12 protein-coding genes are annotated in these 15,881 nt (G+C 68.9%); 7 read left to right on the forward strand and 5 right to left on the reverse strand.

Annotation, left to right across the window (positions count from 1 at the left end; genetic code table 11):
- Nucleotides 1-49: 49 nt before the first annotated feature.
- From QSJ59_RS11145 to QSJ59_RS11170, 6 genes are all read left to right on the forward strand, one after another.
- On the forward strand, nt 50-1,903 hold the full coding sequence (locus tag QSJ59_RS11145; RefSeq protein ID WP_285759560.1) for a GTPase: 1,854 nt from the start codon (nt 50-52) through the stop codon (nt 1,901-1,903).
- Nucleotides 1,903-4,338 (forward strand): GTPase, encoded by a 2,436-nt coding sequence (locus QSJ59_RS11150; protein WP_285759221.1) that lies wholly within the window; start codon nt 1,903-1,905, stop codon nt 4,336-4,338. The genes QSJ59_RS11145 and QSJ59_RS11150 overlap by 1 nt, the downstream gene beginning before the upstream one ends.
- Nucleotides 4,339-4,657: 319 nt before the next feature.
- A complete protein-coding gene (locus tag QSJ59_RS11155) occupies nt 4,658-6,016 on the forward strand; it encodes a GGDEF domain-containing protein (protein ID WP_285759222.1) in 1,359 nt (452 codons plus the stop codon).
- A gap of 78 nt (nt 6,017-6,094) precedes the next feature.
- A complete protein-coding gene (locus QSJ59_RS11160) occupies nt 6,095-7,159 on the forward strand; it encodes a DUF4192 domain-containing protein (protein ID WP_285759224.1) in 1,065 nt (354 codons plus the stop codon).
- Nucleotides 7,160-7,169: 10 nt separating this feature from the next.
- A complete protein-coding gene (ettA, locus tag QSJ59_RS11165) occupies nt 7,170-8,834 on the forward strand; it encodes an energy-dependent translational throttle protein EttA (protein ID WP_285759225.1) in 1,665 nt (554 codons plus the stop codon).
- Between the two features lie 122 nt (nt 8,835-8,956).
- Nucleotides 8,957-9,469, forward strand: a complete 513-nt coding sequence (locus QSJ59_RS11170; protein WP_285759226.1) for a globin — start codon at nt 8,957-8,959, stop codon at nt 9,467-9,469.
- Here QSJ59_RS11170 and QSJ59_RS11175 read toward each other — a convergent pair.
- Nucleotides 9,462-10,643, reverse strand: a complete 1,182-nt coding sequence (locus QSJ59_RS11175; RefSeq protein WP_285759227.1) for an MFS transporter — start codon at nt 10,641-10,643, stop codon at nt 9,462-9,464. The genes QSJ59_RS11170 and QSJ59_RS11175 overlap by 8 nt on opposite strands.
- Nucleotides 10,644-10,769: 126 nt before the next feature.
- Here QSJ59_RS11175 and QSJ59_RS11180 point away from each other — a divergent pair, with 126 nt between their 5' ends.
- Complete coding sequence (locus tag QSJ59_RS11180) at nt 10,770-11,294, forward strand: FBP domain-containing protein (RefSeq protein ID WP_285759229.1); 525 nt, start codon at nt 10,770-10,772, stop codon at nt 11,292-11,294.
- A gap of 25 nt (nt 11,295-11,319) precedes the next feature.
- Here QSJ59_RS11180 and QSJ59_RS11185 read toward each other — a convergent pair whose 3' ends face one another.
- From QSJ59_RS11185 to QSJ59_RS11200, 4 genes are all read right to left on the reverse strand, one after another.
- Nucleotides 11,320-12,123, reverse strand: coding sequence for an alpha/beta fold hydrolase (locus QSJ59_RS11185; protein WP_285759230.1), 804 nt, complete (start codon nt 12,121-12,123; stop codon nt 11,320-11,322).
- An 83-nt stretch (nt 12,124-12,206) separates the two neighbouring features.
- The gene (locus tag QSJ59_RS11190) at nt 12,207-13,040 is read right to left on the reverse strand and encodes a TrmH family RNA methyltransferase (protein ID WP_285759232.1); all 834 of its coding nucleotides are present in this window, start codon (nt 13,038-13,040) and stop codon (nt 12,207-12,209) included.
- An 86-nt stretch (nt 13,041-13,126) separates the two neighbouring features.
- Nucleotides 13,127-13,588 (reverse strand): acyl-CoA thioesterase, encoded by a 462-nt coding sequence (locus tag QSJ59_RS11195; protein ID WP_285759234.1) that lies wholly within the window; start codon nt 13,586-13,588, stop codon nt 13,127-13,129.
- Between the two features lie 116 nt (nt 13,589-13,704).
- Nucleotides 13,705-15,816 (reverse strand): prolyl oligopeptidase family serine peptidase, encoded by a 2,112-nt coding sequence (locus QSJ59_RS11200; protein ID WP_285759236.1) that lies wholly within the window; start codon nt 15,814-15,816, stop codon nt 13,705-13,707.
- Between the last annotated feature and the right edge of the window lie 65 nt (nt 15,817-15,881).

Below are 15,881 nucleotides of genomic sequence, written 5' to 3' on the forward strand. Positions count from 1 at the left end.
GGAATCGGGTGCTGTGACCACGAACACCGATGAGAAGGGCGGAGCCGACATGACCCGGCCGCCTGCTGTGCCGGAACCGACAGGGACGGGTGGTTCGACACCGCTCGCCTTCGAACAGGCCGAATCGAGTACGGTCGGCACGTCACGAAGCCGGACCGCGCCCGAACCAGGTTCGTCGGGCGGGCGGCACGGTTCCTCCCGCTCCGCAGGAGCCCACCGTGGCCCCGCCGCCGGCGCCGCGCAGCTCGAACAGAACTTGGAAGCGCTGCGCGCCAGGATCCGCGGTATCGAGTTCACCGACGGCCTCCCCGGGGCTCAGGAGGGGCGTACCGCTCGCGCCGACGTGCTCGACCAGCTCAGCGATTACGTACTCCCTCGTGTGCGAAAGACCGACACCCCGCTGCTCATCGCAGTTGCGGGTTCGACCGGTGCGGGCAAGTCGACGCTGGTCAACAGCCTGGTGGGCGAACAGGTGACCACCACCGGGGTGCGCCGTCCCACGACCAACAGTCCCGTCCTGGCCTGCAACCCCGCCGACGTCGACTTCTTCAGCGAGGCGGCCTTCCTCCCCTCCCTGCCCCGTGTGCGCCAACAGGGCCTTGCGATGCCCGGCAAGGACGGCATGCTGGTCCTCGCCGCCAGTGAGTGCATGCCCGAGGGCGTCGCCCTGTTGGACACCCCCGACGTCGACTCGGCCGTCGCAGCCCACCACGAGTTCGCCGCCAAGTTCCTCGACGCCGCCGACCTCTGGGTGTTCGTCACCACCAGCCGCCGTTACGCCGACGCCCGTGTGTGGGAGTTCCTCCAGGTGGCCCGCGACCGCGACACCTCGCTCGCCGTGGTCCTGTCCCGCGTTCCGCGTCGGGGGCGAAAACAGCTCGTGGACCACTTCGGCGCAATGCTCGAAGCCAACGGGCTGGCCAGGGCCACTCGCTTCACCATTCCCGAGACCGACCAGATCGCGGGCGGTCGCTTCACCGCCAACACCGCCGACCAGATCCGCGACTACCTCGTCGACGTGGCCGCCGATCCGGTCGAACGCGAGCGTGTCTCGCGCCGCACACTCCTGGGAGTACTGGAGAGTTTTCGTACCAGGATCCCCGAACTCGCCAAACAGGTCGAGGTCCAGGCACAGGTGGGGCGCACCCTCGCCTCGTCGGCGGGGACGGCGTTCGCGGCGGCCCTGGCAGAGGTCGAGCGCGGTACGTCCGACGGTTCGCTGTTGCGCGGCAACGTACTGGCCCGTTGGCAGGACATCGCCGCCAGCGGGGAACTGGTCCGCTCGTTGCGGCTGCGTACCAAGCGCAAGGCCCGGGTCGATCCGGACGAGCCGTCGCGGGTGCACGCCCTTGAGCAAGCGATCCGGGACGCTGTCGAAGCACTCGTCGTCTCCAGCGCGGAGCGCGCGATCGAGGAGACGATGGAGCGGTGGTCCGCGGTGCCCGGCAGCCAGGACATCGCCCAGCAGCACCGGCTGGCCGAGTTGCCCGAGGACTTCGCTCGAAGGGCCCGCGCAGCCATCGCCGAATGGCAGCGCAGGGTCATGGAGCTGATCGCCTCCGACGGCGTTGCCAAACGTTCGGTGGCGCGCTTCGTCACCTACGACGAGGAAGCGTTCGCGCTCGTCCTCATCGTCGGTCTGCTGGGTTTCGGGATCTTTGAGAGCGAGCGGGGCTCCGCATCGTCCAAGGCCGCGCCGCATCGGCTGCTCAAGGGTCTTTTCGGAGCCGAGTCGCTTCGCAATATCGGCACCCGGGCGCGCGACGATCTGCGCGCCCGCACCAGCGCTGTCTTCGAAGAGGAGAAGCACCGATTCGCCGAGGCACTGTCCGCGGTGAACCTGCCGGACGAGTCCGACGCCGTCCAGCTCTACCAGGCCACGTACAACCTTGAGATTGCGTGATGACGACTCATCGGAATTCCGCGCACCCCGAGCAGGATCCTGATCTGCTGCGATCCGCTGCACCCGACGCGGACCCTGCTGATGCCGACCGTGTCGAGGCACCGTCGGGCCGTCCCGAAGCGGGCGGCGACGCAGCACGGCCCGACTGGGGCCATGGCTGGGCGCGCCCGTCCGGCTCCTGGCCGGCCGCTGAGGAGTCCGAGGAGGACTCCTACCCCGATCTGCGCCGTGCGGTCGACGACCACTCGGGCCCTCAGGAGCCTCAGCCCGAGCGGCCTGCCGCTTTCAGCTACAAGGTGCCCATCGCGCCGGCCGAGCCGGAGCCGGGGCCGGCCGCGGCGGTCGCCGAACTGGCCGACGAGATGGCGGCCGAAGCAGAGCGATCCGCGGAGCGTCCCCAGCAGGGCCGGCACACCTCGAAGGCCCAAGAAGCCGTGCCTGCCGACAGCGGAGGCTCCGACGACCCCGATGATCCCGATGATCCCGACCAGCTCGCCGAATGGGTGGGCAGCCTGGCCGGCGCGGTCGGTGAGCAGGACCAGATCGCCGGACGGCGTACCGGTCCCATTTCCGCGCTTCCCCGAGACGCGGTGGACACCGCAGCTGCTCCCCAACCGCAGGAAAGCGCTCCGTTCACCTCCGGTCGGACCGTCCCCGAGCCCCCGGAGAACCCGCGCGGTGGCTGGGTGCAGGACGTCGAGGAGGACGAGGGGCCGTCATGGGAGACGTCGCCTTCGGCCGAGGACGACGACCACGATGACGGCGGCGAGTATCGTCCCTCAAGCGGTGACGACTGGCAGCCCATGCCGGCCACCACCCGCGCCGAGCTGATCAATCGCCTCGATGCGCTGGCCACGCTCGTCGAGATCGGCCGTGACCATTTCGCCCCCAAGCTCATCGACCGGGCGCGGGGCCTGCTCACGCATGCCGGAGCCCGCCTCCGGCTCTCGGCCGATCATACGGTGATCGCCCTGGCCGGTGGGACCGGAAGCGGTAAGTCCTCGCTGTTCAACGCCTTGAGCGGACTGGAGCTGTCCAGAGTCGGCATCACCCGCCCCACGACCTCGTCGGCGCACGCCTGCGTGTGGGGACTCGAAGGAGCGGACGGGTTGCTCGACTGGCTCGGCGTTCCGCCGCGCCATCGGCACTCCCGCGCCAGCGAACTGGACAAGGGCGATTCCGAGCTCACCGGTCTGATCCTGCTCGACCTGCCCGACCACGACTCCGTGCGCGCCGCGCACACCGCCGAGGCCGACCACCTGATCGGTGCGGCCGATCTGCTGGTGTGGGTGCTCGACCCGCAGAAGTACGCCGACGCAGCCGTGCATCACCGCTATCTCGCCGAGATGGCCGGGCACGGCGCGGTGATGGTGGCCGTGCTCAACCAGGTGGACCGGGTCGAACCGGAAGAGGCCGAAGAGCTGCTCACCGATCTGCGCCGCCTGCTGGAGACCGAGTCCGGTGTCCATCCCCGGGTCCTCACCTCCTCCACGATCACGGGGGAGGGCCTGCGCGACCTCCGGGCGCTGCTCACCGAGACGGTCGCGGAGCGCAGGGCCGCCATCGACCGGCTCGTGGCCGACCTCGAACAGGTCATCGTCGATTTCGAGGAGTACGGCGTCGCCGACGCCGAAGCGGGGTTGTCCCAGCCCGTGCGTCGTGAGCTGCTGGACCGCCTGGCCGGGGCCAGCGGTGTCGCGGCTATCGCAGACGCCACCGAGACCTCCTACGAGCGCAAGGGCGCCAGGCGAGTGGGGTGGCCCCTGGTCCGCTGGGCCAAGCGGCTGCGCCGCGATCCTCTGCGCGCGGTTCAGCTGGACTTCCTCAACGAGGACGACTCGGGTGAGGCCGTGGGTCCGGTCGGCGCGCAGCGGGTCGAACTCGACACCGCGATCGTGGCGGCCTCCGACGCCTCTGCCGCCGGGCTGCCCGGACCGTGGCCCAAGCGGGTGCGCGCGGCCGGGCGTTCGCACCTGGAGACGCTGCCCGACGAGTTGGGGACGGCTGTGGCCGCGGCGGTGCCCGACGACACGGACACCCCGTTGTGGTGGGGAGTGGTCCGTGTGCTCCAGTACTTCCTCGTGGGAGTCGCCGGTTTCGGGATCGTGTGGCTGGTGACCCTCGCCGTCAGCTGGTTCCTGGGCGGGGTCACCGGTCTCGCGGTGCTGGACGACGCGATCTTCATGGCCTTCGCCGCGGTGCTCGCGGCATCGGGCCTGCTGCTCGGCTGGCTGACCGGGATCGGGTGCCGCAGCCTCGTCTCCGTCGAGGCCGGCCGTCGGCGCGAGCGGGTCGAGGAGCAGGGGACCGAGCGGGTGTTCGCCATCATCACCGAACGTGTCGTCACCCCCATGGAGCGCGAGCTCGCCGACTACGTTCGCTACGGCCAGGCTCTGGGCACGGCGCGAGCCAAGGAGTACGAATCCGTGGAGTGAGCCCGGCCGCACGCGGTCGGACGCGTGCACGAGCTTGGGCGACGCCTGCATCACCAGGATGATGGCGCAGGTGAAAGCGGTACAAGGCTGAGTCGAGAGGCGCCGACCGGGGGAACCCGGTCGGCGCCTTCGTATTGACACCGTGGCCATCCAATGGATCTGTTTTCGCATCGGTGTGCACTGTTAGCGATTAGGGTATTACTGAATGTGATCTCCGATCGTGTCCCGACCACCGCCCTCGTGTGCGCGAAACGGTGAAAAGCAGCGATGGAAACGGTGAAGTGGCCGTGTCGGATCGGCTGGCGGTAAGGAGACCAGAATGACGGCAGCGCGGTTCACCGTCACTGATCGTGACGGAACGGCGGTTTTTCGTCCCCGCGCGTGGCCCCTCTTCGCGCAGCCCAGTGCAGTGGTGGCCTTTGTCGTGACCGTCGTCGTCGTCGACGTCGTCCTCTTTCTGGCAGGCGTTCTCACCACCACCCTGCGCATGGAGGAGATGCTCACCGGTGCGGCGTTGATCGCTTCAGGAGCGGTCTGCGTCGAGGCGATGCGTCGACTGGGAATGCCCCAAGGGCTGGTGCGCGACCTGCTCGGCGCGTGGTGGATTCCCACGCTCCTGCTGCTCCCGCCCGTGTATTCCATGATCATTCCGGTGCCGCTCTACTTGATGCTGCAATACCGCATCAAGCGCACGGTGGTCTTTCGGCGGGTGTTCAGCGCCGCCGCCGTCGCGCTCGCCGGGTTCGCCGCCTCCTCGGTCTTCCATGCCTCCGTTGCCGGGCGGATCGTCCTGCTCGACGGAATCTCCGGCGCGGCCGCGCGCAGTGTGCTCCTCACCGGCGACGCGGTGTTGGCCGCGGTGCTGTGCGCGGCGTTGTTCACGGTCCTGAACACGCTCCTGGTGGCGGGTGCGATCCGGCTGAGCAGCCGGGGCGGGCCGCGCCGCAAGATGATCTGGGACTTCGAGTCGCTCATGCTCGACGGGGTCGAGGTCTGCGTCGGCCTGGTCGTCACCATCCTGTGCGGACTCTCCCTGTTCCTGTTGTTCATCGTCTTGCCCCCGGTCCTGCTCCTGCAGCGCAGCCTCCTCTTCCAGCAGTTGCAGACCGCCGCGCGCACCGACCCCAAGACCGGGTTGCTCAACGCCGCCACCTGGGAACAGGAGGCCGAGGCGGAACTCGCACGGTCGATCGCCTCCGGGCGCCCCATGGCTGTGCTGATCGTGGACATCGACCACTTCAAACGGGTCAACGACACGCACGGGCACCTCTTCGGCGACCAGGTGTTGGTGGGGGTCGCCACCACCCTCACCCACCAACTGCGTCAGTACGATGTCGTGGGCCGATTCGGCGGTGAGGAGTTCGTGATCCTGCTGCCCGGTGCGGACATGGCCGAGGCATGCCGTATCGCCGAGCGCCTGCGCACAAGGGTGGGGAGGATGGCGCTGCCGGTCGGCGAGATCGCCGTTGCCGTCACCGTCTCCATCGGTGTGGCGCTGCTGCGGGTGCACGGCAGGGACCTGCTGGAACTCATGACCGCAGCCGACCTCGCGCTCTACCGCGCAAAGGACTCCGGACGCAACCGCATCTGTCTGCCGGTCGCCCCGACCGCCGGGGTCCCCGCTCAGGCACGCCAGAGCGAGGTCGCCGAGGAGCAGCACAGCGGCGAACCGGGATAGCGCCGGTCGATCCAGGGTTGTCCACAGATCGCCCATCCACCCCGTCCCGGTGCTGCGTGCCCGCCGCATCGTGGAGGCATGGCTGTTCACGAAACCCCGCCGTCACCGTCTCCACTACGACTGCGCACCCCCGTCGATCTTCTCGCCGCCGTGCCCTATCTGATCGGGTTCCAGCCCGAGCACGGGCTCGTCGTCCTCGGCATCACCGAGCCGAACGAATCCGTGGCCTTCATCGCCGGGGACGCCCTGCCCCCAGACCCCGCAGCCGGGTCCACCGATCCCGCCGACCGGCTGGCCGCCCTGTTCGTCCAGGAGAACTGCCGTTACGCGCTCATCGTCGGCTACGGCTCCCCCGAGCACGTCACACCGTGCGCGGCTGCTTTGCGAGGGCGGTTGGCGGCCCTGGACGTCCTGGTGCTGGACGCGCTACGTCTTCACCAGGGCCGGTACTGGTCCTACACCTGCACTTCCGCCGCGTGTTGTCCACCAGAGGGGCGGCCCTACGCCCCCGAGGACTCACCGGTCCCGTCCGCCGCGCTTGCCGCCGGTTTCCGGGCCGGACGCCCCCGGGCCGAGAGCGCGCGGCTGCTGGAACCCGTCACGGGTGAGTCACGCCGGTCCATGAGCGAGGCCATCCGCTCCGCGGAGGCACGCGGCGCCCGGTACCGCAGCATCTCCGACACCGCTTTCCCCACCGAGGGCAGCCGTGCCGTCCGGCGCGCGATCGCGGCGCTGCTCGCGGGACAGGGCCCGCCGCGATCCCACGACGAGACCGGCTGGTTGGGAGTCGCGCTGACCGACCTACGGGTCAGGGACGAGGCATGGGCCGCGATCGACGCTCCGTGTGCGGCCCGGCACGTCCGCCTGTGGTCGCATGTGCTGCGCCGGGTCGACGCCGGTTACGCCGCTGCCCCGGCATCACTGGTGGCTTTCGCTGCCTGGCAGGACGGCGACCCGATCCTGGCCCATCTCGCGCTCGACGTCGCCCTGGCGGCACACCCCGGTTATCCCATGGCCACGCTGGTCCGCCAAGCGTTGTGGGCCAATGTCTCCCCCGCACGCTGGAGGCCGCTCCGATCCCGTGGGCCGGTCGGGTCGGCTGACGGCCGAGGAGTGTCCGGGGCACCGGAGCGGACGCTCTAGGCTGGTGGACATGCCGGAGTACATCTACACCATGCAGAGCGTGCGCAAAGCGCACGGCGACAAGGTTGTCCTCGACGACGTCTCGGGATCGTTCCTCCCCGGAGCGAAGATCGGCGTCGTGGGACCCAACGGCGCTGGTAAGTCCACGCTCCTGAAACTGATGGCCGGTATCGAGCAGCCGTCCAACGGCGAGGCCCGGTTGATGCCCGGTTTCACCAGCGGACTGCTCGCCCAGGAACCCCAGCTCAACCCGGACAAGACGGTTCTCGAGAACGTCCAGGAGGGCGTCGCCGAGACCAAGGGCATGCTCGACCGGTTCAACGAGATCGCCGAACTCATGGCGACCGACTACTCCGACGCGTTGCTGGAGGAGATGGGCAAGCTCCAGGACAAACTCGACCACCGCAACGCCTGGGATCTCGACAGCCAGCTCGCCCAGGCCATGGACGCCCTGCGCTGTCCGCCCGCCGACGCCGACGTCTCGGTCCTCTCCGGTGGCGAGAAGCGCCGCGTGGCACTGTGCAAGCTCCTGCTGGAGCAGCCCGACCTGCTGTTGCTGGACGAGCCCACCAACCACCTGGACGCGGAGAGCGTGCAGTGGCTGGAGCAGCACCTGGAGAACTACCCCGGCACGATCATCGCGATCACACACGACCGGTACTTCCTCGACAACGTCGCCACCTGGATCCTTGAGATCGACCGCGGCCGGCTCTACCCCTACGAGGGCAACTACACGACCTACCTCGACACCAAGGCCACCCGACTGAAGGTCGAGGGAGCCAAGGACGTCAAGAAGCAGAAGCGTCTGCAGGACGAGTTGGAGTGGGTCCGCTCCAACGCCAAGGCCCGCCAGACCAAGAGCAAGGCGCGGCTGCAACGCTACGAGGAGATGGCGGCCGAGGCCGACAAGACCCGCAAGCTCGACTTCGAGGAGATCCAGATCCCGCCGGGCCCGCGTCTGGGCACGACGGTGGTCGAGGTCAAGAAGCTCACCAAGGGCTTCGACGAGCGCATTCTCATCGAGGACCTCAGCTTCTCGCTTCCGCCCAACGGCATCGTGGGCGTCATCGGCCCCAACGGTGTGGGTAAGACCACCCTGTTCAAGATGATCGTCGGTGAGGAGCAGCCGGACACCGGTTCGATCCGGGTCGGCGACACCGTCAAGATCTCCTACGTCGACCAGTACCGCGGGCGCATCGCCGACGACAAGAACGTCTGGGAGGTCATCTCCGACGGCGAGAGCTTCATCCGGGTCGGAAACGTCGAGATCCCCAGTCGCGCCTACGTCGCCGCGTTCGGCTTCAAGGGCTCGGACCAGCAGAAGTCGGCCGGTGTCCTCTCCGGTGGTGAGCGCAACCGGGTCAACCTGGCGCTGACCCTCAAGCAGGGGGGAAACCTGCTCCTGCTGGACGAGCCCACGAACGACCTGGACGTCGACACCCTCGGTTCGCTGGAGAACGCCCTCCTGGAGTTCCCGGGCTGCGCCGTGATCACCAGCCACGACCGCTGGTTCCTGGACCGCGTCGCCACCCACATCCTTGCGTGGGAGGGCGACTCCGACTGGTACTGGTTCGAGGGCAACTTCGAGTCCTACGAGAAGAACAAGATCGAGCGCTTGGGCCCCGAGGCAGCCCGCCCGCACGCAGTCACCCACCGCAAGCTCACCCGCGGCTGACCGCACGATCCGTTTGCGGCGCGGGTCGGGCGTCACTGGACGCCCGGCCCGCGCCGCGTCGTATTCCCTCGGCGCAAGCCCGCTCGCGGTACTGCCGTCCAGCACGTAGTCTGGTTGCGATCATGACTTCCCCGCGCGATGACCAAGTGACCTTCTTTGAGGCGGCCGGCGGCGAGGAGACGTTCACCCGTCTCGTACGCCGCTTCTACCAGGGTGTAGCCGCCGATCCCGTGTTGCGTCCGATGTACCCCGAAGAGGATCTCGGCCCAGCCGAAGAGCGGTTCCGGCTGTTCCTCATCCAGTACTGGGGCGGCCCCCGCACCTACAACGAGCAGCGGGGCCATCCGCGATTGCGGATGCGCCACTTCCCGTTTCGCATCGGCGCACTGGAACGCGACCACTGGTTGGCCCACATGCGCGCGGCCGTCGACGAGATCGCCCTGCCGCCCGCGCTGGAGCAGCCGCTGTGGGAGTACATGGTGCACGCCGCGCACAGCATGGTGAACGTACCCGAAGAGACCGGTGCCCCCACGGTCACCCAGGTCGCAGACCCCACTTCGATCACTGTTCGCAATGACGCCCGCGGTCGTGACGACGGCGACGAGGGCGAGACGGTCCGGATCTCCCTCAAGTAGTCCGCAGCGCGGCCCGACCGGCAGCCGGGACCACGGCGATCGCCGCGATGCTGAACAGTGCCGCCGCAGCGAAGGCCGCCGGGAATCCCTGCCAGCCGATGATCGCCCCCATCAGGATCGGGGTCAGTGCGGAGCTCACCGCCTGTAGTGAGTTCTGTGCTGCCATCGCCCGACCAGCCCACGCCATTCCCGCGGTCTCGGCCACCGCGGTGAAGGTCAGTCCGTTGTGGCTCATCGTCAGGACCGTGCTCAGCACCAGCAGCGCCACCGCGGTGGCAGGCAGCAGCAGTGAGGTGCCCGCCAGCAGGAGCAGGGAGACAGCCCCGCCCGCGGCGATCACACGTACCGGAGCCATGCGGCTGCCCACCCGGTCCGACCACACGCCGGTGCCCAGACGGGCGAGGGCCGCAGGGACCTGGACGAGTGCGATCAGCACCCCCGCGCCGGGAGCGGACCACCCGTGGTCCTCGACGAGGTAGACCAGGGTGTAGGTCATCACGGTCACCTGGGCGACGCCCAGCAGCATGCTCACGCCGTGCACCCGCCAGATGGTGGCGTGTCGATAGGGAGAAAAGGGGCGGGTCTCTCGTGGTGGGGCAGCTGCCCCCGCGTCGGCCCTTCGGGGTGGTACCGCAAAGATCAGTATCAGCGGTAGTACCAGTATCGAGAGCACCGCGGGCAGCAGCATCGCGGCAGCGAACCCGTACAGTTGCGCCACCAGCGGCATCGCCGCGGCAGCCATCCCCATCCCCAAGGGCTGGGCGGTCTGGCGGATGCCCATCGCCAGGCCGCGCTCGCGCGCCGAGAACCAGCCCAGCACCAGACGTCCGCCCGCCGCGTTCACCGGACCGCCCGCGGCGCCCACCAGAACCAGCACCGTACCCGCGGCCAGAGGGGTGTGTGCGACGCCGAGCAGGACGAGGAACAAGGCCGTCAGGGTGAGACTCGCGGCCATCGTGACGCGTTCGCCGTAGCGGTCGATGATGACGCCCCACCCGAGCAGGGTCAGCAGCAGACCAAGGCTGGGCAGCCCGGCAAGGGTCCCCGCCTGGGCGATACTCAACCCGTACTCCTGGCGCAGTGCCGGCAGGACGAGCGGAACCCCGAACAGTGACGTCAGACTCGCGATCTGGGCGGCCATGGTTAGCGACAGGATCAACCAGCGTTTCCCCACCGGAACAGGGTAGTCAACAGCGTTTACCGATTGGGTGCGGGGTCGGGGCAAGGAACGGCATCCGAGGGCCCAACCCTCAGGAAAACGAGATGACGTGGGGCTTTGTCCTTGCTAGTTTCGGACACCATGGATTCCGCCGCAGATGACGCCATCCGCGCGTCCTTCGTCAACTGCTCGAAAGGCGAGGCACGCCGCCTCAACCTGCCCACGGCCTTTCCCGAGACGCCCTGGCCCGACCTGGACTTCCTGGGGTGGCGCGATCCGGGGGCGCCTGATCGCGGCTACCTCGTGGTCGAACGTGACGGACGGCTGACGGGGTTCACGCTCCGGGTACCGCCGAGAGTGAACCGCAGCCTCACCAACACGGCCCTCTGCTCGATCTGTCTGACCGGCCACTCCGGATCGGGGGTCTCCCTGCTCACCGCGCCCAAGGTCGGCGCCGCGGGACGCCAGGGCAACACGGTCGGGGTCTACATGTGCGACGACCTCGCCTGCTCCCTCTACGTTCGAGGCAAGAAGAAATCCGCGCGGGTCAAGAAGTACGAGGAGTCCCTCACCGAGGGGGAGCGGATCATCCGGCTCCGCACCAACCTGGACCTCTTCCTGGACCGGGTCATGGATCTGCCCGCCCCCTCCACGGCCGCACGCTGACAACCGGGGGTGCGTCGGCGCTGGATCAGCGCTCCGGCGGAGCGAGCGGTGGCCCGGGGCGGCCCCGCCTGACCGGCATCATGGGAGCCGAAACCGAGCCGTCCACGAAGTCCAGTGCCAGGGACGCGCACAGCTCCGGCCGTTCGAACACGAGCGTGTGGGAGGTCCCGGGCACCACGGCCAACTCGGATCGGGGGATCGCCCGGTACATCGCCACGGCGTGTTCCAGAGCGACGATGTCGTCGTCGGCGACCATCACCTGCACCGCCACGGCAACGTGTGCCAGGTCGTCGACCGTGAGGGTGGGCCCCTCGACGGCCATCCGCATGACTTTGGCGGCCACCACCGGAAGGTGCTCCACACCGTCCGGGGACACCTCCCCGTAGGCGTTCACGATCAGGTCGGGCAGTCCGGCGGGTTCTCCCGACGTGTCGTCGAGTATTCCCGGCACGGTCCCCTCGTGGTGGAAGACCCCGCTGATGGCGACCGCACGACGCACCAAGTCGGGACGCAGCAACGCGACCTGCAACGCAACGGTCGCCCCGTCGCTGTAACCGACGAGATGGGCCGGGCCGTTCACCACGCTCTCCAGGAAAGCGATCGTGTCGTGCGCCATCAGCGCGTAACTCATCGGTCCCTCGACATCTGGAGTGCGGCCATGGCCGCGCCGATCCGGGCGAAACACCCGGTATCGCGTGGCGAACTCCCCGACCACGCCGTCGAAGTCGCGAGAATCGCCCAGCCCGCCGTGCAGCATCACCAGAGGTTCACCCGCACCGTGTTCCGCGTACCAGGTGTGCACGTCCCCCAGTCGCACCTGCGCCGCCATACCGCCCCTTTCCTCGACCGACTGTCGTCCGGACCCCATCCAACCCCTCGGATGTGACGGTTTCCTGTCGGCAGAAGCAGGGCCTAGCGTTGCGCACCGCGCTGGCGGGCCGCTTCGTAGAGGATGACGGTGGCGGCGTTCGCCGCGTTGAGCGAACTCGCCGAGCCGGTCATGGGAATACGGACCATGGTGTCGCACGCCTCACGCCATGCAGCGCTGAGCCCGGAGGTCTCGTTGCCGATCAGCAGCAGACTCGGACCGGTGAGGTCGTGATCGGAGATGTCGGCGTCGCCGTCCTCGTCCGTACCGACCAGGGACAGCGCGACCCCCCGGGCCCGGATCTCCTCGACCCAGGCGAGTACCTCTTTGGCGGACGGCGCGCGTACCACCGGCGTGGCGAACAGCGATCCTGTGCTGGCCCGCACCGCCTTGGGGTCGTAAGGGTCGGCGGCATGTCCGCTCACGATGACCCCGGACCCGCCGAAGGCATCCACCGAGCGCATGATCGTGCCGATGTTGCCCGGACTGGTCGGGCGGTCGAACACCGCGCCCAGGAAGTCCGGCCCCACCGTGATCCGGGACAGTTCGTCGGAGGGCATGGCGACCACGGCCAGCAGCTCCGGAGTCTGATCGGCGCCGTCCTTCTCCCCGAGCTCGCGCAGCAGCTCGGGCGACATCGCCACGTGCTGGGCACCCGAGACCTCGTACAGGATGTCCTCGGCCCACCGTGACAGCGACCGGTCCATGTCGTAGAGGACGGCGCGCACCGGCCACCGGTACTCCACCGCCAACGAGATCGGCCGCACCCCCTGCACCAGGAACTCGCCCGCGCGCTGGCGCTTGGTCCGGTTGGACAAGAGCGCCTGCCACTGCTGGAAGGCGGCGTTGCGCGCCGTCACCCGCAGATCCCTGCCCACGGTTCACCATCACTCTCGACCCGCTGCCCCGGCCCGTTCACCGGACCCTTTCGCGCCAGCATCCCATCTCCGGCGCGGTGCCCGGGTCATTCGGTCGGGGACCCCAGCAGGTGGGCGCGCTCCTCCTCGCCCAACCGGCGAATCGCCTGGGTCTCCAGGTCGAAGCCGACCAGCACCGAACGGGCCCGCAGATAGACGTGGTCGTCGTCGAGGATCTCGTACTCCAGGGTGAAACTGGCGTTCTTGACCTCGGTCACCCAGGTCTCCACCCGCACCGGTTCGCGGCGCAGTTGCAGGGGACGCACGTAGTCGACCTCGTGCCGGGCCACCACCAGGCTGCCGAAGGGCGGACCGCCGTCCACGTCCCAGCGCAGGAAGGAGACGCGGGCGTCCTCCAGGTAGGTGAGCATCCGCACGTTGTTGACGTGGTTGAGCGGGTCGAGATCGGCGAAGCGGATGTGCGCGAGGTGCACGTGTCGCCTGCTCCGTGCCGTTTTAGCCTCGGGCCCGCTCCCGTTCCTGCCCGCTGTTGCCGTTGCCACCTGCATCCGCTCCTATCCGTCCTCGGTCGGCGTCGACCCGATTGTGCCAACCGCGCACCTCGCAGCCGTGGCCGGGTGCGGTGGGCCGCGCGTCGTCCACGCTACGCGCGGCCCATGAGCGGTCAGACCGTCGGTTCGGCACTCCCGGCAATCACCAGACCGGTGTGATGGGCCAGGAAGGACAGCTGGTCGGCACTCAGCCGGACACTGCGGCTGACCGACCTGGAGCTGTGCCCGACCTCCGCCTCCCGGCGCAGCAGCACCGGAGCACGGTCCCTGGGTGCGCTCGTGGCGTGCTGTAGTGCCGCGCACATCTTGCGAGCGTGCAACGGGTCCACGCGGGTGTCGTTGTCGAACACGGTGAACAGGGTCGCCGGGTAGGCAGTGCCTTCGAGAACGTTGTGGTAAGGGGAGTAGGCGAGCAGCCAGGCGAGGGCGGCGGGGTCCTCGGCGCTTCCGTACTCCACGTTCCACAGTTGGCCCAGTCCGAACCGCTCGTAACGCACCATGTCCAGCAGCGGGGCAGAGCAGACCGCGGCCGTGTAGAGGTCGGGGCGCTGGGTGACGGCGGCACCGACCAGCAGCCCGCCGTTGCTGCCACCCATCACCGCGAGCCGGTCGGCAGTGGTGACGCCGGTGGCGATCAGATGCTCGGCCGCGGCATGGCAGTCGTCGAAGACGTTCTGCTTGTTGGCGAGCATGCCGCCCCGGTGCCACTCCTCGCCCTCTTCGAGACCGCCGCGCAGGTTGGCGATGGCATACACGCCGCCCGCCCGTACCCAGGACAGCACCGATGCGGAGTAGCCGGGGGTCAGCGAGATCGAGAAGCCGCCGTAGCCGTACAGCACGGTCGGCAGCGGACCCTCGGCACCGGGCGGTGACATCACCAGCATCCGTACCTGCGTGCCGTCGGCAGAGGTGTAGGTGACCTGCTCGGTGCGGACCTCGGGGAGGTCGAGGCCGGTCCGGGGGCCCCGCCAGGCCACGACCTGGTCGGTGCGCAGGTCATAGCGGTACACCTGGGAGGGGGTGGTGTTGTCGGTGTACCCGAACCACGCCTCGCTCCCGCCCTCCGGGCGTGTGACGAGGCCGCCCACCGATCCCAGGCCGGGCAGTGCGATCGCGCCCAGCCTGCTGCCGGAGACAAGGTCGTGCCGGCTCACCTCGCTGATCGCGTGGCGCTGCCAGCTGACCAGCAACGCCGATTCCTCTTGGTCGGGGCCGTCGACGACGGCGTAGTCGCTGAGCACCGCGTCGGGGTCGGTCGCCACGAGGGTGCGCCAGTCCTGATATCCGGGGGCGGTCGGATCGGCCACGCACAGCCGTCCCCGCGGTGCGTCGCGATCGGTGAACAGGTACAGCCGGCCGTCGCGTCCGACGCGCGGAGAGACCTCGGCGTCCACTCCCTCCTGGATGGTCTGCCATCGGGGGGACGCCACCGGAGCCGCGGTCAGGTCGGCGATCCAGGCGTCGTTGCGCGGGGCGGTGCCGGGGGAGGCGGTCAACACCAGCCAGCGTCCGTCCCAGCTCACCGACAGCCCGTAGTACTCGGTTTTGTCCCGGCCCTCTCCGAAGACGAGTACGTCCTCGGAGACGGGGGTGCCCACCCGGTGCAGGTAGACCCGTCGGTGGTACTGCTCCTCGCCTTCCGGAACCGAACCGGGGGCGAGCCTGCGAACGTAGTAGAAGGCGTCCTCGCCGGCCAGCCAGGCGATGGGGGAGTAGGAGCAGCGGTCGATCGGACCGTCGACGACCGTGCCGCTGGCGACGTCCATCACCCGCAGCATCGACTGTTCGTTGCCGCCCTCGGAGAGTTGGTAGGCCAGTAGCCGCCCGTCGCGATCGGGACGCCAGGAGTCCAGCGTGGTGGTCCCGTCGGGCGCGAGTTCCGTGGGGTCGATCAACACACGCTCGGTTCCCCCGGCGTCAACGTGGTAGAGCACTCCGTGCTCCTGTTCGGCGCTGCGCCGGGTGAACAGGTGCTGTTCGCCACGCCAGACCGGGGTGCCGACGTAGCCCGCGCGCAGCAGTGACTGGACCTGGTCGCCGAACCACCGCGTCGCGGGCCAACCGCGTGCGGTTTCGGCGAAAAGGGCGTCTTGTGCCCGCGCCCATTCCTTCGTGGCGGTCGAGTCGGCGTCCTCCAGCCAACGGTAGGGATCACGGACGTGATGGCCGTGCGATTCCTCGATGAGGTTCTCTCGGATCGCGTCGGGATAACGGGCTTCAGACATGAGGTGAACTCTAGCGATCACGTACAGACACAGAACATCGCAAAAGTACGACCCGACGGGAGTTG

Origin of the sequence: Nocardiopsis ansamitocini, from assembly GCF_030268225.1 — a bacterium.
Lineage (GTDB): Bacteria > Actinomycetota > Actinomycetes > Streptosporangiales > Streptosporangiaceae > Nocardiopsis_D > Nocardiopsis_D ansamitocini.